This is a genomic window from Ferruginibacter sp. (assembly GCF_049840995.1).
Classification (GTDB): domain Bacteria; phylum Bacteroidota; class Bacteroidia; order Chitinophagales; family Chitinophagaceae; genus Ferruginibacter.
Genome location: NZ_JASGIP010000007.1, coordinates 427,047 through 448,715, shown reverse-complemented (window position 1 = coordinate 448,715; position 21,669 = coordinate 427,047). Strand labels below are relative to the sequence as shown.

The 21,669-nt window shown below is 42.9% G+C and carries 17 protein-coding genes; 9 read left to right on the top strand and 8 right to left on the bottom strand.

Annotated elements, in window-relative coordinates; translation table 11 throughout:
- Window positions 1-29 precede the first annotated feature (29 nt).
- The gene (locus tag QM738_RS20440) at window positions 30-4,943 is read right to left on the bottom strand and encodes a PKD domain-containing protein (RefSeq protein WP_462278606.1); all 4,914 of its coding nucleotides are present in this window, start codon (window positions 4,941-4,943) and stop codon (window positions 30-32) included.
- Between the two features lie 73 nt (window positions 4,944-5,016).
- The gene (locus tag QM738_RS20435) at window positions 5,017-5,760 is read right to left on the bottom strand and encodes a menaquinone biosynthetic enzyme MqnA/MqnD family protein (protein WP_462278605.1); all 744 of its coding nucleotides are present in this window, start codon (window positions 5,758-5,760) and stop codon (window positions 5,017-5,019) included.
- A 56-nt stretch (window positions 5,761-5,816) separates the two neighbouring features.
- Between QM738_RS20435 and purB the strand changes: the two genes are divergently transcribed.
- The gene (purB, locus tag QM738_RS20430) at window positions 5,817-7,160 is read left to right on the top strand and encodes an adenylosuccinate lyase (RefSeq protein WP_462278604.1); all 1,344 of its coding nucleotides are present in this window, start codon (window positions 5,817-5,819) and stop codon (window positions 7,158-7,160) included.
- A gap of 590 nt (window positions 7,161-7,750) precedes the next feature.
- Here the strand turns inward: purB and QM738_RS20425 are convergent.
- Window positions 7,751-9,346, bottom strand: a complete 1,596-nt coding sequence (locus QM738_RS20425) for a peptide chain release factor 3 (RefSeq protein ID WP_462278603.1) — start codon at window positions 9,344-9,346, stop codon at window positions 7,751-7,753.
- A 1,332-nt stretch (window positions 9,347-10,678) separates the two neighbouring features.
- On the opposite strand from QM738_RS20425, the gene QM738_RS20420 reads away from it, so the two are divergent.
- The 6 genes from QM738_RS20420 to QM738_RS20395 all read left to right on the top strand — a co-directional run bounded on the left by QM738_RS20420 (window position 10,679) and on the right by QM738_RS20395 (window position 13,863).
- Window positions 10,679-11,197, top strand: coding sequence for an ABC transporter permease (locus QM738_RS20420; RefSeq protein WP_462278602.1), 519 nt, complete (start codon window positions 10,679-10,681; stop codon window positions 11,195-11,197).
- Window positions 11,184-11,933, top strand: coding sequence for an ABC transporter permease (locus tag QM738_RS20415; RefSeq protein WP_462278601.1), 750 nt, complete (start codon window positions 11,184-11,186; stop codon window positions 11,931-11,933). The genes QM738_RS20420 and QM738_RS20415 overlap by 14 nt, the downstream gene beginning before the upstream one ends.
- 309 nt (window positions 11,934-12,242) lie before the next feature.
- Complete coding sequence (locus QM738_RS20410) at window positions 12,243-12,344, top strand: hypothetical protein (protein ID WP_462278600.1); 102 nt, start codon at window positions 12,243-12,245, stop codon at window positions 12,342-12,344.
- A 7-nt stretch (window positions 12,345-12,351) separates the two neighbouring features.
- Complete coding sequence (locus QM738_RS20405; protein WP_462278599.1) at window positions 12,352-12,456, top strand: hypothetical protein; 105 nt, start codon at window positions 12,352-12,354, stop codon at window positions 12,454-12,456.
- A complete protein-coding gene (locus tag QM738_RS20400; RefSeq protein ID WP_462278598.1) occupies window positions 12,434-13,135 on the top strand; it encodes a tRNA (adenosine(37)-N6)-threonylcarbamoyltransferase complex transferase subunit TsaD in 702 nt (233 codons plus the stop codon). The genes QM738_RS20405 and QM738_RS20400 overlap by 23 nt, the downstream gene beginning before the upstream one ends.
- A gap of 11 nt (window positions 13,136-13,146) precedes the next feature.
- Window positions 13,147-13,863: a tRNA1(Val) (adenine(37)-N6)-methyltransferase gene (locus tag QM738_RS20395; protein ID WP_462278597.1), complete on the top strand. Its 717-nt coding sequence runs from the start codon at window positions 13,147-13,149 to the stop codon at window positions 13,861-13,863.
- Between the two features lie 2,548 nt (window positions 13,864-16,411).
- On the opposite strand, the gene QM738_RS20390 is transcribed toward QM738_RS20395, so the two are convergent.
- The 4 genes from QM738_RS20390 to ahcY form a co-directional block, all read right to left on the bottom strand.
- Window positions 16,412-16,576 carry a hypothetical protein gene (locus QM738_RS20390; RefSeq protein ID WP_462278596.1) on the bottom strand — a complete coding sequence of 55 codons (165 nt, stop codon included), beginning with the start codon at window positions 16,574-16,576 and terminating at the stop codon, window positions 16,412-16,414.
- A 16-nt stretch (window positions 16,577-16,592) separates the two neighbouring features.
- Window positions 16,593-16,898, bottom strand: a complete 306-nt coding sequence (locus QM738_RS20385) for a hypothetical protein (RefSeq protein WP_462278595.1) — start codon at window positions 16,896-16,898, stop codon at window positions 16,593-16,595.
- A gap of 163 nt (window positions 16,899-17,061) precedes the next feature.
- Window positions 17,062-17,568 carry a hypothetical protein gene (locus tag QM738_RS20380; protein WP_462278594.1) on the bottom strand — a complete coding sequence of 169 codons (507 nt, stop codon included), beginning with the start codon at window positions 17,566-17,568 and terminating at the stop codon, window positions 17,062-17,064.
- Between the two features lie 194 nt (window positions 17,569-17,762).
- Window positions 17,763-19,091, bottom strand: coding sequence for an adenosylhomocysteinase (ahcY, locus tag QM738_RS20375; RefSeq protein ID WP_462278593.1), 1,329 nt, complete (start codon window positions 19,089-19,091; stop codon window positions 17,763-17,765).
- 116 nt (window positions 19,092-19,207) lie between these two features.
- On the opposite strand from ahcY, the gene QM738_RS20370 reads away from it, so the two are divergent.
- Both QM738_RS20370 and QM738_RS20365 read left to right on the top strand, forming a co-directional pair.
- Complete coding sequence (locus QM738_RS20370) at window positions 19,208-19,711, top strand: Lrp/AsnC family transcriptional regulator (RefSeq protein ID WP_462278592.1); 504 nt, start codon at window positions 19,208-19,210, stop codon at window positions 19,709-19,711.
- Window positions 19,712-20,034: 323 nt separating this feature from the next.
- Window positions 20,035-20,904 carry a hypothetical protein gene (locus QM738_RS20365; RefSeq protein WP_462278591.1) on the top strand — a complete coding sequence of 290 codons (870 nt, stop codon included), beginning with the start codon at window positions 20,035-20,037 and terminating at the stop codon, window positions 20,902-20,904.
- A 14-nt stretch (window positions 20,905-20,918) separates the two neighbouring features.
- On the opposite strand, the gene QM738_RS20360 is transcribed toward QM738_RS20365, so the two are convergent.
- A complete protein-coding gene (locus tag QM738_RS20360) occupies window positions 20,919-21,668 on the bottom strand; it encodes a LytR/AlgR family response regulator transcription factor (protein WP_462278590.1) in 750 nt (249 codons plus the stop codon).
- Between the last annotated feature and the right edge of the window lies 1 nt (window position 21,669).

The following is a 21,669-nucleotide window of genomic DNA, read 5'->3' as shown; positions in this document are numbered from 1 at the left end:
TTCAGATTCGCACATAGAGGAAGCTTTGATCATGTAGACAAAAACTCCCGCATCCTGCAGTTTTCCATGGAATTTTCCATCCCAACAGGCTCGTGGATCTTTCGTAAAAAGACACGCTCCCCCCACCGGTTAAAAATACTGAACTCCACTTTTTCAAGAACACCCCAGTAGCGGATTCCGTAACAATCATTCAACCCATCATTATTTGGCGAGAACGCATTTGGCATAAGGTATCCGCCTTTGTTGATATTGTCCACTTTTACAATGACAGTGTCGTATCCGGCACAACCGCTATCATCATAACCTTTCACGGCATAGGAGGTAGTGGCATTTGGTGTAGCAACAGGGTTCCGGACATTTGCATCATTTAACGCAATTGCTGGTGACCATTCATACCGGACCGCGCCACTCGCACTCAACTGGCTCCGGTCATTACTGCAATCCAGGTCATTTGACCTGTTGGCGGTTACAACTGGGGATACTAATACATCAACGGCAGTAGTGAGTGTAGTCGACGTATTGCAAACAGACTCGGATATAGTAACAGAATAAATCGTATTGCCACCTGGCGCAGCCCAGGGATCCGCAATGCCCGGATCATTTAAACCAGTAGCAGGTTGCCACAAATAGGTTGTACCACCGGAAGCAAGTAGTCGTACAGAATCACCCGTACACATGCGATTATTCCCATTTACAGCAAATTGCGCTACAGGGCGCAAACGGATCATTACTGAATCAAGGTGCTCGCAGGTATTCGCATCCGTTATAGTAACATAATAGCGTGTATCCTGATTGGGTGTTGCTATGGGATCTGCAATATTCGTCTGGCTCAATGTTGAGTTCGGATTCCACTGATAGCTCACGCCACCCGTTACTTCAAGCTGTACCTGCGTGTTCACACATACTTCTGCATCAGGAGTAATTGTTGTAACCGGTTTATCGAAGATGGCGATATTCACTGTGTCCTTTGCAACACAACCATTGACAGTTGTACCTTCAACGATATACTGTGTAGTCATTACCGGATTTGCAACCGGGTTTGATGTGTTAGTTGCCGAAATAGATGTTGACGGAATCCACACATAGGAAGCAGCGCCTGTTGCATTTAACTGAACCGGGCGACCCGCACAGATCAATGTGTCGTTATTTGCCATTATCATTGGACGCTCAACAGTAATTCTCACCGAATCCCATTTCAGCAATAATGGAGCAAAGGAAATATCATCCAGGGCAAAATCATTTCCACCTGCCGCAGTATTTTTATTGATGATAGAAATAGTTGCACTGGTGCTGCTTCCGGAATTCCAGGTTGTATAAAACTGATCCCATACACAGGTAGTTACCGAAGCATCGAAGTCTGTTCCTATCGGGTTGTCATTGATGGAAAACTGCAATTGGGCAGGGCTGTTGGGCGACAAACTCTGTAGCCAGGTAGAGAATGCGTATTGCGTATTCGGTTGTACAGCGACTGTATGTGTCCAGATTTTGGTACCAACACCTGAAGACCCATTCACCAGCATCATATTACCGCTTCCTCCTCTTCCTTTGCAATCCGACAATCCGCCGTGCCAACTCTTAACGTTACCACTGACCGTATAGGTTCCTTCGGCAATACCGCTGGTGGTGTTGTTAACATATGCGGATGTAAACCCTGTATTACCCGCAGAAAAATTGCCATTGGCAATAAGATTATTTCCTTCTACTTCTGCCGTGAAATAGTATGTGATATTATCCGGGGTAGAAGTCGTGGGGTTTGCAAGTGTCGGATTATTGAGATATGTAGTCGGAGACCAGCAAAAGCTCAATGTTGGAACTGTTCGTAATAATTTTGTTGACCCGATACATATAGTTGTATCCGGCGTTAGAATTAAATCCTGCCATTCGATCCCAATCACAACCGTTTTTGTAATGGTATCTGTACATGCTCCATTTCCAACGGCATATTTCACTGGATAACTACCATATGAAGGAAATGTAAATGTAGGGGCGATCGTTCCAGTTACCACATTACCACTTCCAAAATCCCAATACGGATTAATGGTAGTGTTCCCGATACCATTGAACTGAACGTGAAGTGGACCACAAACATCTGTTTTATAATGAAAATCAAAATCCAGTGGTTGCGGCTGCACGCTAACAGTAAAACTGTCTTTACATCCATTTACATCGGTTACAATCAGCTTCACGTCATAATTTCCGGCATTTACGTATGTATGCGTTGGATTCTGCGTATTCGAAGTATTGCCATCTCCAAATGTCCATTCCCATGTGCTTACGGGAAATGTATTAACATAACCAAAACCTTCAAACCTGAATCGTGTACAGGTTTGAGCTGTATTGCGGATTCTGACAGAATCTATATTTATTTTGAATGACGTAGTTGAAACAGGAAGATTAAGATTGAGTAATGTTGTGCCATTGCTTCCACTTGTTGCTCCCCAGGGATCATTACTAAATGCGAAATTAATACCGTTTATACCCCCCATGTTATCTCTTGTAACATTTGCAGGAACTCCTGCGTCACGAAGCCAGAAAACACCACCGGTACCGCCACCACCTGGCCCAATTCTTCCATTGTTGGCTGCAACCATATTTGCTCCATCACCACCTCTTGCATTAAGGAAAGCCATATCGGCATAGTTGACAATATCAAGAACGATATTACCACCAGCACCACCGCCACCCATACCTTCACTGCATAACTGATCTGACCCGATACAGGACTTACCATGATCACCATTCGCGTTGATAGAATGAGAAGCACTTATCAATGATCCCGCAGTGATGATAACCATACCTCCACCATTTCCGCCGGTTGCCTGAAATCCTTCAACGTTATTACTTTGGCCAGCACCACCGCCACCGCCAAGAAACAATTTATTCAACGCATTCGAATAAGGTAAAGCCTTTCCGCCTATTCCACGGTTATCAAACGGGACATTTGTATTACAAGGAGACAGATCAGAATTGTATCCGCCAAAACCAGCCACACTTGCATTACTGCCACCACCTCCACCGGAGTTGTGGGAGTTACCACCACCACCACCATTTGCAATCGCTCCTTTTCCGAATGATTTTGCAGCAGACAGTACTGCAATCCCTTCCCCTTTCCCTGAAGCAAGATCAGGGTTACGCGGATAGAAAAGATTGTTTTCATAACAATTCATCTGAGTCGGATTGGAGAATGGATCGATACCGCCTCTGAATCCACGTCCTGAAACATCAATATTTTCTCCCAGTGTAAGGGTATTTGCAACGTTGAACGCAAGCACTCCACCTTTACTACCATCCCAGGGAAGACAACTTAAAACTTTTGTTGCATCATAATTCTGATAGTAAGGCACGCGGATCAATTGCACTTTTCCATCCGGAAGATCATATTTCCGGTTAACGATGTTTAATAATTCAAGCGCATTGCCTGTTTTATTTTTTATATAATTGTATTCGTAGTTGCCAGCATTCTTATAATCCGTCACTGTGCCAAACGAAGCGGTATTAGAACTATCCACTACTGCACCTTTCATTTGCATCAACATCACTGTATCACCTACATTAAACTTAGTTGCATCGCCTACGTTCAGAATATTTTTGCATTCTCCAAACGAAATCACCTCGGTATAATCATTAATAATAATCGTATCTGAATTCAATGAGCAATCAATGACTACAACAGGTTTACAAATCGCACTTTGCGTAGGCAAACCGTCATTAATAGTAAGATTGATATTATATACCCCTGGTGCATTATATCTAATAGGTGTTGGATTCGCCAACGTGGAATTGGGAAGGTTGGAATTAGTGCAGCCTGTAAACTGCAGTCGCGTAATTGTATTATTTCCCACATTCGTAATGAAACTGTACAGGTTTTCATTTACCCTAAATAAACGTGAAATAGAGTGTGGCACATTTAGGTTGCCAGTGTTCCCCAAATTAGACACGTTCGGCACACTTGTAATGGTTGGAAAATTCAACCTGAATATAGAATTGGCGCTTGCATTCACGGCAAAGCCAGTAATTTCATCGCAATACTTTACGATCACTAAATCCCGTAAACCATTTTGTGTACCAATGGGTCCCAGGTTTGTTGCAGTCGGTGTATTCAATAAAGAGTTACCAAAATTCAAGCGCACTAACCGGCTTGTGCTTCCATTATTTGTCACAAATACATACCAGCTTCCGTTGTCATTTATTGCATAAATACCTGTCGGGTAATCAAGCATGCCAAAGCCTCCCAGATTGACCGCTGTTGGCTGATTATTGAAACTGCTGGAAAAGCTGAAGCGGGTAATTGTATTATTCTCTCCATTCACCGTCAATCCATACCATTCATTACCTTCCTTGAAAACATGCAGATCAAGTGGCTGTAACATATTGCCGATATTTCCCCAATTAGTAGCAACAGGAGCAAGATTCAGCAGATCCGGACCAAAATCAATATTCAAAATACGTGGTGTACTTCCTGAAGGAGTATAACCGCCAACAATAATTGCATACCAACGTCCTTCATTTTGTACAATCTGAATTCCTTCGGCACCAAATCCAGATGGAATAATTCCGCCAAAATTACCCATATCAATTGCAGTAGGCGTGTTGAGCAAGCTATTTCCAAAATCAAGACGAATCAATTTGCCAGGCCAGTGATTAATGGAAAAACCATAATAATTGTTGTTGTATTGCACATAGTCCATAAACACCGGCTGCGAAAGTTCACCGCCAATATTACCCAGGTTGGTGCCTACCGGTGATTGATTAATATTCGCAACACAAAAATTCCAGAAGTAGGAAGATGCGTTTGTTGAAGTGTTTGTAATACTAACAGCCTGATTAATACAAACCGTATCCGGAATCGTAAAATTAGCAACAGCTGTTGGCTGTGCGTACAGGGTAATTGAAGAAAAGATGCCTAATAAGACACCTGAAATAAGCTTGTTAATAGGGTGCATTCGGTGGAAGAATAAGCAGTAATGGTTCGGCTGGCAAAATATAATAAAAACCGTATTTTCCGAAGGGAAACCCTTATTTCTCAGAAATCAATGCAAGGAATTTTTGCATTCCAGCGCGCTTGGCTGCATCCAGTTGATAACTAAGGTGTAATGTGTAGTATTTACGCAAATCATATGTTTGATAGGGATTATCCGCAATAATCTCATCCATATATTTGAATCCCATCGCATTAGCTTCATCAAACAGTTTTACAAATGATTCAGGCAGCCTCCTCGTACTCACCCACGCCGCAAAAACAAACGGCAAACCGGTAATCGCCCGCCATTCACTTCCCAGGTCATAGATAAATGTGGATATTTTCCGCTGCTCCAGGGCACGGTCGCCAATCACCAATCCTGCGGTAGCTCCTTTGATCTTATCACGATAACTTTCATCTGTTGCTTCAATGATTTCCGGGTAGATACCCCAATACTCCCGCATCAGCCATTTCAGTAATGCTACGGATGAACGACTTTGATAATCGAGATAGACTGTTTTTATTTCCTGCATGGGTACTTCACTGAATAAACACACCGACGCTATCTCCCCTTCGGCGCCTATACAATGATTGCCGACAATATGCCACTCCGATAATTGCGGAATCGCCGCAACAGGTATCAATCCTACATCCACCTGCCCTTCCTGCAACATGGACGCAAGCCTGGATGGATAGGCTCCCACCAGTTCAATACGGCTGGCGATAGGTTCTTTCTCAAGTCCGTACAGAAGCGGCTTTGTATTCAGGTAGTTTACGATGCCAACACGAATCTTCTCCAATTCAGTTATTTTTGCGGCAGCAAAGTTAAGGAACACCTTTTCTACAAAATCACAGCATGGAACTTACAGCACTTTCAGCCATTTCTGCCATCGACGGACGCTATCGCAAGCAGGTTCAGCACCTGGATGACTACTTTTCCGAATATGCCCTGATGAAATACAGGGTCATCATCGAAGTGGAATACCTGCTGTTCCTGGAAAAGAAAAAATTCCTGCAGCTTTCTACCAAAACACGCAAGCATATTCAAAACCTGTTAACGGAATTCGGACTTGAAGATGCACAGGAAATCAAGCAAATCGAATACACTACCAATCACGACGTCAAAGCAGTTGAATATTTCCTGAAAAGCGAACTTGAAAAAAATGGCGGCAAACAGGCGCTGGAATGGGTGCACTTCGGACTGACCTCACAGGATATTAATAACACTGCCATCCCACTTTCATGGAAACATGCGATTGAATACGAATACCTGCCTTTCCTGCTTAACCTGAATGCGCAATTGAAATTGCTGGCACGCGAATGGAAAGACATTCCGATGCTGGCACATACACATGGTCAACCCGCAAGTCCAACAAGATTAGGCAAAGAAATCATGGTGTTTGTTGAGCGTATTCAAAACCAGGTGGAACAATTCATCGGTATTCCTTTCATGGGAAAATTTGGTGGCGCTACCGGCAATTTCAACGCACATCATATTGCATTTCCAAAAACGGACTGGGTGAAATTCAGCAATGAATTCCTGGATCAGCTTGGACTTACTCGTCAGCAGTTCACGACCCAGATCGAGCACTACGACAATTTCGCCGCACATTTCGATTGCATGAAAAGGATCAACAACATCCTGATCGATTTCTGTCGTGACATGTGGACATATATTTCGATGGAGTATTTCAAACAGAAAACAAAAAAAGGCGAAGTAGGATCTTCTGCAATGCCACATAAAGTAAATCCCATCGATTTCGAAAATGCAGAAGGGAATCTTGGATTAGCGAATGCTGTGTTTGAACATCTCGCAGGAAAATTGCCTGTATCGAGATTGCAGCGGGACCTGACCGATTCGACGGTACTCCGTAATATTGGCGTTCCTTTTTCTCACACCATCATTGCATTGAAATCGATCGAAAAAGGTCTGGGTAAATTGCTGCTGAATCATTCGCGTATACATGAAGACCTGGATAATAACTGGGCAGTGGTTGCGGAGGCGATTCAAACCGTTTTACGCAGGGAAAAATATCCCCAGCCGTATGAGGCATTAAAAGCACTTACACGTGGCAACCAGGCGATTGACAAAAATGCCATTCACGACTTTATTGACGGATTAAAGATTGATACTGAGGTGAAAAAGGAGCTGAAGAAAATCAGTCCGCATAACTACACAGGGATCGCGATTAAATTCTGATCCGCCTGGCCTTTAGCACAGTGTTTGTTTTAGTATTGACATGAAAACACTGTTGACGGCTCTATCCCTGACCCTGGTTTTATTGTCCTGTAAAAAAGAAGGCGATAATGACGACAGTCCACCTGATCTTGAAGGTGCATGGTCAGGTACTTTCTCCCGGACTGGTGGCGACACAGTGGACGTGCAACTCACTCTCAACGGCGATCATTTCACAGGCACTCCCGCCCGCGCTAGATACCCCGCAATTTGTAGTGGCACATATGAAGTAAACAGTAGCAGCATCACTTTCGATGATACATGCGCCTGGACAGCAGACTTTGACTGGACGTTGATCCTGGATGGAAATTACAATTATACCTGGAATGATAATACGCTGCGGATATACAGGCAGAATGGAGCAGTGCAGGATGAATATCAGTTACGACGGCTATTCCGTTAGCGCCTCCGTGAAACTCTGTGTGTACTCCGTGTAACTCTGTGTAACAAATGTGCGATTTAACGGTCTCGAAGAGTCTTCGAAACCGATAGTGCGTACAGGGGACCACAGAGTTACACGGAGTACACACAGAGTTCCGCAGAGTTATTTTTTCTCATACTGTTTCCTTATGGATCTCGGAAGTAAAGTGAAACTCGATATCAGGGTTATTGTTACGTTCAGTATTGAGGAACCATTCACTTTGCGCTAGATAAACCATGTGACCGTCTTTGTCCGCTGCGATGTTTGCCTGCTTGAATCGCGCAAAATCTTCCAGTTTTGCTGTATTCTTACTGGTAATCCAGCAGGCTTTATAAAATGGAAGCGAATTAAAGACAACCGATGCGCCATACTCGTGCAGCAACCGGTATTGGATAACTTCGAACTGCAGTTCACCCACACAACCGATGATTTTCCTGTTGCCGCCGAATTGTGTAAACAATTGTGCAACCCCTTCATCAGTCAACTGTAACAATCCTTTTTCAAGCTGCTTGGTCTTGAGCGGATCTTTGTTCACCACTTCTTTGAATATTTCGGGCGAAAATGAAGGAATCCCCGTGAAATAAAAATCCTCCCCTTCGGTAAGCGTATCACCTATTTTAAAATGACCGGTATCAAACAGGCCCACTACATCGCCGGCGTAGGCATCTTCGATGACGCTTTTATCACGGGCCATGAAGGAGTAAGGGTTGCTGAATCGCACGTCTTTATCGAGGCGCACATGATGGAAATATTTATTGCGTTCGAATTTGCCTGAGCAAACACGGAAGAAGGCGATCCTGTCGCGGTGACGTGGATCGAGGTTGGCATGAATTTTAAAAACGAATCCGCTGAGCTTATCTTCTTCAACGTTTACAAAACGTTCTGTTGTTTCGCGGCTGCGGGGTGTGGGTGCGATACGGATAAATGTATCGAGCATTTCTTTTACACCGAAGTTGTTGATGGCGCTACCGAAGAAAACAGGCGCCACTTTACCTGCGAGATAATCATCGGTATTCAGCTCGCCATGCACACCATCTACCAGTTCTACGTCTTCACGTAACTGGGCCGCATCTTTATCGCCCAATTTATCAGTGACAATATCTGCTGACAGATCGTCGATGGCAATGGCATCTTCATCATTGGCTTTAGTGTTGGCAGTGAAGAGCAATAGATTCTTATCATGCAGATTGTATACCCCTTTGAATTCCTTACCGCTATTGATGGGCCAGGTCATGGGATGCAGGGAAATCGTAAGTTCTTTTTCAATTTCCTCGAGTAGATCAAACCGGTTTTTACCGTCGCGGTCCATTTTATTGATAAAAACAATAACAGGTGTATCGCGCATACGGCAGACTTCCATGAGCCGGCGGGTCTGGTCTTCGACACCATTTACGCTGTCGACCACAAGGATAACACTGTCAACTGCGGTAAGGGTACGATAGGTATCTTCTGCGAAGTCTTTGTGGCCGGGGGTATCGAGGAGGTTAATGAGGATGTTCTGGTATTCGAAACTCATGACCGACGTAGCGACGGAGATACCGCGCTGACGTTCGATCTCCATAAAGTCACTGGTAGCGAATTTTTTGATTTTATTGCTTTTGACGGCTCCGGCAACCTGGATGGCACCGCCAAAAAGGAGGAATTTTTCGGTCAGGGTCGTCTTACCGGCATCCGGGTGACTGATGATAGCAAAAGTGCGCCGGCGTTGTATTTCGTTGTGATACTTCATGTTAGGCTTTGTCAGCCTGCAAAGGTACGATCAATTTGAAGATTTGATTCATTTGGAAATGGAAGAATTTGTCATGACAATGTGCAAATATGAAAATGTGAAAATCTGCAAATTCTACATTAGTTCCGGTAGCGTGCCGGGTCTTGCTTTGTAAAGTTTAGAGCATAAAGCCCCACCACTGTCACGCCGGCGGGCGATAAAACAAGGCTTACGAAAAAAGATGTAACAATCAGGTCGTCGATATGAAATCAAACCTACTACTGTCACGCCGGGCGGGCTCATTCTAGGAACTTCCTTCGATAGGCCGGCCAGACCCGGCGTCTCTTAAGAGATGCGTACCCGAATAAGAGTAGTGGTATTTTTTAAGGGTGTTAGTATAACATCTTACCCCCACCCCGATGAGACCCGGGTCTTATAGTCTTAAAGTTGGCAGATTCTTCAAATCCGGCCCGGGGTGACATGGTGGGAGTATCTTCATGCTTTAATATAGCATTCAACCCTATCGGGACAATAGAATAACACCCCAACGCTGAATTCGCTATAACCTTTGTCACGCCGGGCGGGCGATAATAAAGAAACCAACTAATGAAAACCCGCCAGACCCGGCGTCTCTTGAAAGATGCATACCCGAATAAGAGCAGTGGCCTTTTTGAAGGCTGTTAGTATAACATCTAACTCTTTCCCCGATGAGACCCCGGGTCTTGCAGTCTTACACTGGAAAGGTTTATCAAATTCGGCCCGGGGTGACATGGTGAGAGTATCTTCATGCTTTAATATAGCATTCAACCCTATCGGGACAATAGAATAACACCCCAACGCTGAATTCGCTATAACCTTTGTCACGCCGGGCGGGCGATAATAAAAAGCGAACTGATGAAAACCTGCCAGACCCGGCGTCTCTTGAAAGATGCACACCCGAATAAGAGCAGTGGCCTTTTGAAGGCTGTTAGTATAACATCTAACTCTTTCCCCGATGGGACCCCGGGTCTTACAGTCTTAACCTTTAACGATTCATCAAATTCGGCCCGGGGTGACATGGTGGGAGGATGTTCGTATAATAAGCCATCATTCATCCTTTTTTGAGATACAAAGTCAATAGAAAATGGAAGAATAATGTAACCGGTGTAAAATCACCGCCATCTTTGTCACGCCGGGCGGGCGATAATAAAGAAACCAACTGATAAAAACCCGCCAGACCCGGCGTCTCTGACGAAGACCGGGCTGGAATGAGGGTTTTTAGCCTGACTTGAAAGTTGTTTGTTAATATGGTTTTGCAAGATTTCCAAAATCCAAAATTTCAAAATGCGGTTATTAGAGTAGTTTTGGAGAATAATGATAGGCCGAACACTTGAAATCATCTCCAGCAGCTTCCGGATGGTGCTGCAGGAATTGTGGAAGAATAAGCTCCGCACATTCCTTTCATTGTTCGGGATTACAATCGGTATTTTTTGCATTATCGGGGTACTTGCGATAGTCAACAGCCTCGAAAAAAATATCAAGAACGAAATCAGTTCGCTTGGATCTAATACCATTTACATAGATAAATGGGAATACCTTACCGGCAATTCAGAATATCCCTGGTGGAAGTATGTGAATCGTCCATCACCGAGGTATGAAGAGACAAGACAGATCAAGGAACGCACACCAAGTGCGAAGTATGCTGCATTCAGGATTCAAACACGCGATGTGGTAGAGTATAAAGGGTCGGAGCTTTCGAATATCAATTACCTGGGGATCAGTGAAGATTTTGATGATATTCAGCCGGTGGATGTTACTACGGGCCGGTATATGACGGATGCAGAGTTTGACAGGGGAAGTAATACTGTGGTAATTGGTAATGAAAGTGGCTGAAAAACTTTTGGGGTCGCCTGAACAGGCGCTTGATAAAATGCTTACGTTGCGCGGGAAGAAAGTGTTGGTGATTGGGGTGATCAAGAAGCAGGGTAAGCAAATGATTGGTGGATGGGAATTTGATCAGAGTGTGATTATCCCGTACAAGTTTGCAGAAAGAATCATGAACAAGTTGCGTACGGATCCATTTATCATGGTGCAGGGTCAGGATAACCTGAGTAGTAAAGCTTTGAAAGATGAATTGTCGGGCACGATGCGTTCTATTCGTAAACTTTCTCCTACCAAGGATGATAATTTTGCGTTGAATGATATTAATGATCTGAGTGCGGCTGTGAGTAGCGCTTTTGTAAGTCTCAATATTGGCGGATGGGCGATTGCAGCATTGTCACTGATTGTGGGAATGTTTGGTGTGGCAAACATTATGTTTGTAACGGTGCGTGAAAGAACCGGCCAGATTGGGTTGAAGAAAGCGATTGGCGCAAAGAACAGGATTATCCTTACTGAATTTTTGCTGGAGTCCGCATTCCTTTGCATTATTGGCGGGTTGATTGGATTATTGCTGGTGTTTATCATGACGAAGATCCTTTCCGGTGTATTTGGATTCCCGGTATTTATATCTACAACAAATATGGCACTGGCAATAGGCATCTGCATATTTGTAGGTGTGCTGGCCGGATTTATCCCTGCACGCCAGGCATCCCGAATGGACCCTGTGGTAGCAATACGAAGCAAGTGATGGAGAATTTTTGATTTTCGATTCCGGATTTTGGATCTCTGAAACTTCACTTACGGTATTAAATGGCCGCTTTGATCCATTCACTACTACCACTCACTACTCACCATTCACTCACTATTCACTCTTCCCTTCCTACCTTTGCTGCAAATTGTAGCTCTCCTTGCCCATCATCCTTGGCATAGAATCCAGTTGTGACGAAACATCGGCATCCGTTTGTAAGGATGGAGCGATTCTTTCGAATTTTATTGCGAACCAAACGGTGCATGAAAAATATGGCGGGGTTGTTCCCAAACTACTTCGAGGGCACATATGCAGCATATTGTTCCGGTTATTGATACGGCGATAAAAGAGCGGCCGGAATTAGTTTGCACGGAGATAGATGCGATAGCTTTTACACAATCTCCGGGATGATAGGGTCATGCTGGTGGGTGCACAGTTTGCGAAATCGCTTTCGTTGTCGCTCGACAAACCATTGATTGCAGTGCATCATATGCAGGCGCATGTGCTGGCGAATCTATATTGATGATCCCAAGCCTGCATTTCCATTTTTATGCCTGACGGTAAGTGGCGGTCATACGCAAATTGTTGTGTGTAATTCACCATCGGATTTAAAAGTGATTGGTGAAACGATTGATGATGCGGCGGGTGAAGCGTTTGATAAATCAGCCAAGATATTAGGGCTCCCCTATCCAGGCGGACCATTGATTGATAAGTATGCGAAAGAAGGCAATCCGGCACGGTTTAAGTTTCCGGAACCACGTGTGGAAGGGTTGGATTTCAGTTTTAGCGGATTGAAGACATCGATATTATATTTTTTACAAAATGCCGGAACGAGTTTGTTGCATAAGGAGGAATTCAGGGCAACGGAAGAGGAACGGCAAAAGTTCATTGACGAGAACCTGGCTGATATTTGCGCATCGGTACAGGACAGGATCATTTCTATTCTGCTGAATAAATTAAGGAAAGCTGCGGATCAGACCGGAATCAGGGATATTTGTATTGCAGGTGGAGTGTCGGCAAACAGCGGTTTGCGGAAAGGTTTGGAAGAAACAGGCAAACAGTATGGATGGAGAACGTTTATTCCGGCATTTCAATATTGTACAGATAACGCAGCGATGATTGCGTTGACGGGTTATTATAAATTTCAGGCAAAAGATTTCTCTCCGTTGAATGTCGAGGCGACTGCACGCGCTACTTGGTAATTCTTACGCTCATGCCGAATTCTTATTTCCAGTTCAAACAATTTATGGTTCACCAGGACAGGTCTGCAATGAAGGTGACGACGGATGCATGTTTGTTTGGCGCGTGGGTGGCGGGGCAGCTACAGCAAAGCGATCAGGTGATGGATGTTGGGACAGGGACGGGTTTGCTGAGTTTGATGGTGGTGCAGCGGTCAGGATGTAAGGCGGATGCGATTGAGATAGATGAATTGGCGGCGGGACAGGCGGGCGAAAATGTAGCAGGTTCATTATGGAAAGAGAATATTAGTGTTATTCACGGGGACATAAGAGAGTTTAAGACGGAAAAGAAATATGATGTGATTATTAGCAATCCGCCATTTTATGAAAATGAGTTGAGTGGGCGGGATGGTGGGCGTAACACAGCGCATCATGGTACGCATCTTAGATTGGTAGAATTATTTACCATCGTGAAGAAATATTTACAAGTGGGAGGAAGCTTTTATTGTTTGTTGCCGTTTAAGCGATGGAGGGAGATAGAAATATTATTCAGAGAGTCAGAATTGAAAATAGTAGATAGTGTGTTTGTAAAACAGACATCGAAGCATGATTGTTTTCGGGTGTTGGTGAAGGCCATTCACAGTAGTGATGATGCAATAGTTACTTCAGGCGAATTGATAATAAAGGATAGGGATGATATGTATACGGAAGAATTCAGGGGTTTACTGAGGGACTATTATTTGCAGTTTTGATTCAAAGCCTGACTTCGTTAGAGACGCCGGGTCTGGCGGGTTTTCATCAGTTCGCTTTTTTATTATCGCTCGCCCGGCGTGACAAAGGTGGGTTTGACTTCCTACCGGTTAGCATTATTGTTAGTCTTATTTTATTGTCCGATGGGGTGACAAAAGTATAGTGAATTCAGCGTTGGGGTGTTATTCTATTGTCCCGATAGCGTTGAATGTTACATTAAAGCATGAATATCCTCCGACCATGTCACCCCGGGCCGAATTTGATGAATCGTTAAAGGTTAAGACTGCAAGACCCAGGGGTCTCATCGGGGTGGGGGCAAGTATGTTATACTAACACCCTTAAAAAATACCACTGCTCTTATTCGGGTACACATCTTTTAAGAGACGCCGGGTCTGGCAGGATTTCATCAGTTGGTTTCTTTATTATCACCCGCCGGCGTGACAAAGGTGGTGGTGATTTCACACCGGTTAGCATTATTCCTGCTTTCTCATAGATTTTATATCTCAGAAAAGTTGAAATGGAAAGTCAAGAAATGAACATCCTCCCATCATGTCGGCGTGACAAAGATGGGTTGGATTTCCTACCGGTTAGTATTATTCCTGCTTTCACTATAGACTTTATATCTCAGAAAAGTTGAAATGAAGAGCCAAGAAATGAACATCCTCCCATCCTGTCGGCGCGACAAAAGTAGTGGTGATTTCACACCGGTTACATTATTCTTACATTTTCTATTGACTTTGTATCTCAAAAAAGGATGAACTGATCGCTCATTGTTCGAACATCCTCTCACCATGTCACCCCGGGCCGAATTTGATAAATCTTTCCAGTGTAAAACTGCAGAAACCCGGGTCTCATCGGGGTGAAGGCAAGATGTTATACTAACACCCTTAAAAAATACCACTGCTCTTATTCGGGTATGCATCTTTAAGAGACGCCGGGTCTGGCATGCCTCTCTTCAGTTAGTTTGCCTTCTATACCACCAGCATGACAAAGGTGGGTTTAACTTCCTACCGGCGACCTTATTGCTAGTCTTATTTTATGTCCGATGGGGTGACAAAAGTATAGTGAATTCAGCGTTGGGGTGTTATTCTATTGTCCCGATAGGGTTGAATGCTATATTAAAGCATGAAGATACTCCCACCATGTCACCCCGGGCCGGATTTGAAGAATCTGCCAACTTTAAGAGCTATAAACCCAGGGGTACTCTATGGGGAAAGAGTTAGATGTTATACCAACAGCCTTCAAAAGGCCACTGCTCTTATTCGGGTACGCATCTTTTAAGAGATATGCTGAATTGGCGTGCTTCTCTTCAGTTAGTTTACTTATTATCGCCCGCCCGACGTGAAAGGTAGGAGTGAATTCAAACCAGTCACCTTATTCTTACATTGCCCGGTTGAAATGAAGAGTCAAAAATGAACATCCTCCCATCATATCAATCATCAAATCATCGAATTTTAAGATTATCAAATTATCCGCGTATCCAGACAGATATCTTATAACCTTCCATCAACTCCCATTATTGGTCATCGTCGCGCGATCAATCAATGGTATCCACCTTTAACAAGGTCTTCCAATAGAAAATTTGATCGATTGCTCGCCAAAATAACGCGAGACATCACGTGGTAATTCATCGGCAAATTTACCTATTGCCATCACATCAATGTATCCTTCAGATACGTATAGTTTATCGAGTTGCTGTTTACTTACACCATATACCGGGTCTTCAATCGTCTCATCACCAAGATTGATCGGCACTATCCGTTTGCATCATCCGTGATATCGGCGATGGTTTGAATGATAAAATCTTCGGTTTGCACATCGGTTTTCTCAAACAAACACGGTAGAACGGTTTTATCCAATACACACCATTCAGCAAAATATCTGGTTTGCGCGGTGTAAGGAAGAAATTGCATGCGTATCTATCGGGATGTCGTAAAATCTTCCCGGTTGTATTTGCCGGTGGTTTATCACCATAGAACTCGTATCCTTTCAATTGCGTATAAACAGGATAGGAAAAAACGGCGACGGAGGTAGTCATCCGGTTCCACTTCATGAATACCCATGAGGTTCATGATCTCGAGAATACCATGTGCTACCCTACCAGAACCGGTCACGGCAATTTTTACGTTGGGTAAACGCAGTCCGAAAATAGGTATGAATCAGTTCGCGAAAGCTGCGTTGTTTATAAACACGGTCAAGTTTGTATAATCCTGTTCGCTCACCGTAAGCCATCATGCCATTATGGTCACCCACGACCCGGCAAAGGAACCGAACCACGATGCGCTGCCCGTCTTCATGCTCGAGACATTCATAGTCGATAGAGACGGATATTTTTATCGAGTATGGCACGAAGTAAGTGCTGGTTGTGGGGTTGTTTCTTTTTGGTGTGTGAAAAGAACAAGTAGGTTTATTGCTGATAAGTTTGCAATGGGAACTTCTTAATTCCAAGGAGGACCTAACAATCGGAGAGATCATCGATTATGGTAATATCGGCATTGGCGTATTCACGGTCGGAGAAGCACCGGTCAGGGGAGGCCTGAACGGAGATTTTCACCTCAGGTGCGTTTTTTTGAATCCACCCTGGTTGGGCGATACACTCATCTGCGGAATATTTTCTTTGTCAAGAGAATCGATCACATCTGTGAGTGCTTTGTCTTCCGGAGCTAATAGATTGCTGATGTAGTTGTCGATGGTTTCAAAAATATTTTCATTCATTTTACTGTTATTGCTTTTAAAATTCTTTGGATATTTTCACTTCTTCAATGATCGCATCATTCGTTTTTTCTTCCCATTCTTTCACATTTTCTTCCAGGTTTTCAAATTTAATATTACTTTGTTTATGCTGTAATTCAGTTTCTTTCAGCAGATGTACTTTTGCTTTCAGGAATGATAACTGGGATTGCCTGTATTTTTCTGCCAGTTTAAACAGTTTGTCAGCCGCATCATTTTTTTTGATTGCACAGGCTAACTCTGTGAATCTTTTTTGTAATTCCTCTTTCTTTTTTACCGGCGCTGATCGTGGTGGATAAATAGGCATGGCTGGTCATTTTCTTGAAAGCTGCTCACAGCTCAATTGGAGTACAAAAATAATAGTTTCGCTGTTTCCAATCCACTAAAAACATGGACAATTGCGGTGTCAATCAAGCAATAAAATATTCCTGAAATTAAGGGTACAGAACTTTTAAAATTAATAGCAGCGATCAAAAAACAACACCCAACTGTATGCCAATACCCAGCGAAGCAGGCTTGTCGTTTCCAAAACGGATGGGGATAGGAGAGGCGATAAAATATTTAGCGTTGGGCCTTACAATAACCACTTTATTAAATACCATTGTTAATCCATAACGGCCATTTGTTTCAAAAGCCAGCCGCTGCGTAAAGGTAAAATTATGAGGAAAACGGAATATCACTCCCGGGTGAAATAGCAGGCTGCTCATTTTATCTGTAACACTATCTACTTTAATAATGGGCGTGAGTTCAAAACTAAAACCGATCCTGTCGCTTTTTAAAATATTAATGCCAAAGGGAAAACCAACGGTATAGCTGCCATCGAAATTAAAACTGGTCTTGTCCTTATCGAAAGTAACAATGGGATGCACTATGCTGGCATAACCTTTTATCTGCGGATAATTATTTTTGGTGGATAATTGACAGAATGAATGGGATGTTAAAAGAACCAATAGTACAACAGGAATGAGCTTATTCATTGACGTGTGATTGATAATTACCAGCCTGCAACAGCCTGGCAGCAATATGTATCGTGGTCAAAATTATCTGAATTAATGATGCAGCCAGGTTATACTAATATTAAAATTGAGTCAACTATAACAACCCGGAGCGGTAATAAAAACAAAACCCACTCCGTAGAGTGGGTGCTGCTTTATAAGATCACAGTTATGTATTAATAACGGTAGTGTTCTGCTTTGTATGGACCTTCTTTTGCAATACCTAAGTAAGCAGCCTGGTCGTCGCTCAACACATCCAGTACCACACCGATCTTTGCAAGGTGCAAACGGGCAACTTTTTCATCCAGGTGTTTAGGCAATACGTATACTTTGTTTTCGTATTTATCAGCGCTGGTCCACAGTTCGATCTGTGCCAGTGTCTGGTTAGTGAAAGAGTTACTCATCACGAATGATGGGTGACCGGTTGCGCAACCCAGGTTCACCAAACGGCCTTCTGCAAGAACGATCACATCTTTACCATCGATAGTATAAAGATCTACCTGTGGTTTGATGGTGTTTTTGGTGTTGCCATAATTAGCATTCAACCATGCCATATCAATTTCAATATCAAAGTGACCGATGTTACAAACGATCGCTTTATCTTTCATCACACGGAAATGTTTTTCAGTGATCAGGTCGCGGCAACCGGATGCAGTAACGATGATATCTGCTTCTTTCACTGCTTCGATCATTGGTTTTACTTCAAAACCGTCCATTGCTGCCTGTAATGCGCAGATAGGATCAATTTCAGTAACGATCACACGGCAACCAGCGCCCTGTAATGATGCTGCAGAACCTTTACCCACATCGCCATAAGAACCTACAACAGCAACTTTACCGGCCATCATCACGTCAGTAGCACGACGGATAGCATCCACCAGTGATTCTTTACAACCGTATTTGTTATCGAATTTAGATTTGGTAACGCTGTCGTTTACATTGATAGCAGGAATAGGCAAAGTACCTTTTTCCATCCTTTCGTATAAACGGTGTACACCGGTAGTGGTTTCTTCAGAAAGACCTCTTACGTGCTGGATCAGTTCAGGGTACGTGTCGAATACCATATTGGTAAGATCACCACCATCATCCAGGATCATGTTCAAAGGACGGTCAGCACCACCAAACCATAAAGTTTGTTCAATGCACCAGTCAGCTTCCGCCTGTGTTTGACCTTTCCATGCAAATACACCGATACCTGCAGCAGCAATAGCAGCAGCAGCGTGATCCTGTGTAGAGAAAATATTACAAGAGCTCCATTTTACTTCGGCACCCAGTGCAACTAAAGTTTCAATTAACACGGCCGTTTGAATGGTCATGTGTAAGCAACCGGCGATACGGGCACCTTTCAAAGGTTGTTTCGGTCCGTATTCAGCACGGATACTCATTAAGCCCGGCATTTCCGCTTCGGCTAATCTAATCTCTTTACGGCCCCATTCAGCGAGGCTCATATCGGCAACCTTATTTTTAAGGTTGAAATCGATGGAGGTTTTTGTTATTGCAGACATGTTATTTTATTTTAGACCACAAAACTAGGCATTCAGTATAATATTCTACAGATTTGTGTAAATTTGGTGGATTATTATTTCATTACCATTTTCACAGCATAAAATACTGTTTAAGCATGGCAAAAGCTACCCAAACAGAAAAAACAGCTACCGGCAATTTAGTACTGGATGCCAAGGACCTGGGCATACTGCATTTACTGCAGCAGAATGCCCGCATTACCGTGAAGGAAATTGCCGATAAGATACACCTGAGCAGCACACCGGTGCACGAGCGTATCAAGCGCATGGAGACGAGCGGCGTGATAAAACAATATGCCACTTTAGTGGATCATACCAAGGTAAATAAAAGCCTGATCGCCATTTGTTATGTCAGTTTAAAAGAGCACAGTAAAACAGCGGGTACCAAATTCGTTAAATCCATTTTAGCAATGCCCGAAGTAGTGGAATGCTATACCATTTCCGGCGAATTTGATTTTATGCTGAAGGTGATGACCGCCGACATGAATGCCTACCACGATTTTCATGTAAATAAATTGAGCAATATTGAAAATATGGGACATGTGCAAAGTGTGTTTGTGATGGGTGTGATAAAGCAGACGCACCAGTTGGTGTATGTGTGATGTTATCATTTACTTCTCTACTTTAAAGTTAGGTGTTTACTTTTTCTGGGCAATAGCATTAAGATCGTTGCATTTTTCTTTTTTGCTTGTCCAAAAAAGAAACAAAAAAAGACCCCCGAAAAGGATTACATCCCCTTTTCGGGTTGGTTCCCTGATTGGACTTTCGTACTACTGTAGCTTCAGCATTTGATCTTCACTCTTGGGCTTGAATTATTTATCATTATTTACAAATACATTTTCAAGCATCGCTAATCAGCAAATGCAACGAACTTTGTGAAAATGTCGTCAAAAGAAGAAATACAATCTTACAAGTTGGAAAGTATATGAAAACTGCATTTTTTACCTCGGGAAAATTTTCATTGCTTCTTATGCTGGCCATGAGCGCTACAACACTTCTGCATGCACAACAACTGCAATACGATATAAAAGAAGATAAACATTGGATCGATTCAATAAAAAAAGTGATTTACAGGCATGATCCCGATACAAATTTCGGCAGCAAATCATTATTAAAGTATTTTAATAGCTGTATCGCTTTAGGGAAGTACTATGAATTACTTTATTACAAAGGAAAGATACAGTCAACACGAAAAGCCGTTTATTATTACGAAAATGTTGCCGTGATAGGGAGAGTTCCGGATGAAGTGGAATATCATAAAGTGTTAGCTATAAGAAATACAGTATGCAGAAAGCTCGGCGCAATATACTTTTATGGAATGGGGATAAAAGCAAACCGTACTAAGTCACTTGATTTTGCTTTGAAAGGCACCTCCGGATACCCGGCTTTTTTTAAAAGTTATTCAAAAAGATATTTTGGAAATACCCGGCATGTATACAAAATAAAAACAGTTCAAGATTATAAATCAGACACGATATTTTCCTTTAAAATCAATCCATTCGTATTCCAATCTAATTTATTCAATATAAGGTCAATGGGGAAATACCTTGAAAAAATAACCAATAGCTTCGATGAGAGATTTAAGCATGATACTACATTCTATATTGTTGTAAATGTGTCTTCCCAAACCAGTATGCGATCGCAGGGAAGGGCCGGCAGGGTGGTTGATGTAATACGAAACTTTTTTATTTACAGAAGACCCGAAAATAAAAAAAGGGTGATTTGCAATTATAGTATTGGAGAAGAGCCGGAAGGCAATATCACAATATATTTCACCAAGTTTCCTCCAATGTAAAATTGCTTTCAATTTTACCCCGCAATCAATTTCAAAAACTCATCCTTCTTTCTTCTGGCTACATCAATCACAGTACCATTCGTCAATCGTACCTGGCCACCATCGCCTTTAATGTATTTTTCGATATATTTTAAATTGATGAGGTGAGAATTATGAATGCGGTAAAAGCGGTAGGGTAGCAGCATGTCTTCAAAATCCTTTAAAAGTTTGGTTACTACCATGCTTTTGCCATTCTGTAAATAGATCTTGCTGTAATTGCTGCTGGATTCAATATGCAGGATCGTATTGATGGTAATGAATTCCATGCCTTCATTGGTGGCGATCACGATCTTTTCGTCCTGGTTCTTATTGGTGTTCAGCGAATTTTTTAAAACGCCCAGTTTGTCTTTGGTTTGAAACTGCCGGTATTTTGCCAAACGCTCCACTGCTTTTTGCAGGTCGCTGATGGCAATGGGTTTGGTAAGATAATCGAAAGCGCTGATGCGGATGGCATCGACTGCATAATGATTGTACGCCGTGGTAAAGATGATATCAAAATTGATCTGCTCTATTTCATCCAGCATGCGGAAACCATTCATGCGGGGCATTTCAATATCTAAAAAAACCACATCCGGTTGCTGCTGGTTAATGAGCAGGATGGCATCTTCCGGTTTTTGTGCTGTTGCGATCACTTTTATATCGGGGCAGAATTCCACCAGTTTCTGTTGCAGGTTTTGCAAACTGCTCAGTTCATCATCCACCAGTATTGCTTTTAACTGTTCCATA

Bases quoted from the DNA above. Each gene is read 5' to 3' on its own strand.
- QM738_RS20440 (WP_462278606.1), bottom strand. From the start codon at position 4,943: ATGCACCCTATTAACAAGCTTATTTCAGGTGTCTTATTAGGCATCTTT.
- purB (WP_462278604.1), top strand. From the start codon at position 5,817: ATGGAACTTACAGCACTTTCAGCCATTTCTGCCATCGACGGACGCTAT.
- QM738_RS20425 (WP_462278603.1), bottom strand. From the start codon at position 9,346: ATGAAGTATCACAACGAAATACAACGCCGGCGCACTTTTGCTATCATC.
- QM738_RS20420 (WP_462278602.1), top strand. From the start codon at position 10,679: ATGATAGGCCGAACACTTGAAATCATCTCCAGCAGCTTCCGGATGGTG.
- QM738_RS20415 (WP_462278601.1), top strand. From the start codon at position 11,184: ATGAAAGTGGCTGAAAAACTTTTGGGGTCGCCTGAACAGGCGCTTGAT.
- QM738_RS20410 (WP_462278600.1), top strand. From the start codon at position 12,243: ATGCAGCATATTGTTCCGGTTATTGATACGGCGATAAAAGAGCGGCCG.
- QM738_RS20405 (WP_462278599.1), top strand. From the start codon at position 12,352: ATGCTGGTGGGTGCACAGTTTGCGAAATCGCTTTCGTTGTCGCTCGAC.
- QM738_RS20400 (WP_462278598.1), top strand. From the start codon at position 12,434: ATGTGCTGGCGAATCTATATTGATGATCCCAAGCCTGCATTTCCATTT.
- QM738_RS20395 (WP_462278597.1), top strand. From the start codon at position 13,147: ATGCCGAATTCTTATTTCCAGTTCAAACAATTTATGGTTCACCAGGAC.
- QM738_RS20390 (WP_462278596.1), bottom strand. From the start codon at position 16,576: ATGAATGAAAATATTTTTGAAACCATCGACAACTACATCAGCAATCTA.
- QM738_RS20385 (WP_462278595.1), bottom strand. From the start codon at position 16,898: ATGCCTATTTATCCACCACGATCAGCGCCGGTAAAAAAGAAAGAGGAA.
- QM738_RS20380 (WP_462278594.1), bottom strand. From the start codon at position 17,568: ATGAATAAGCTCATTCCTGTTGTACTATTGGTTCTTTTAACATCCCAT.
- ahcY (WP_462278593.1), bottom strand. From the start codon at position 19,091: ATGTCTGCAATAACAAAAACCTCCATCGATTTCAACCTTAAAAATAAG.
- QM738_RS20370 (WP_462278592.1), top strand. From the start codon at position 19,208: ATGGCAAAAGCTACCCAAACAGAAAAAACAGCTACCGGCAATTTAGTA.
- QM738_RS20365 (WP_462278591.1), top strand. From the start codon at position 20,035: ATGAAAACTGCATTTTTTACCTCGGGAAAATTTTCATTGCTTCTTATG.
- QM738_RS20360 (WP_462278590.1), bottom strand. From the start codon at position 21,668: ATGGAACAGTTAAAAGCAATACTGGTGGATGATGAACTGAGCAGTTTG.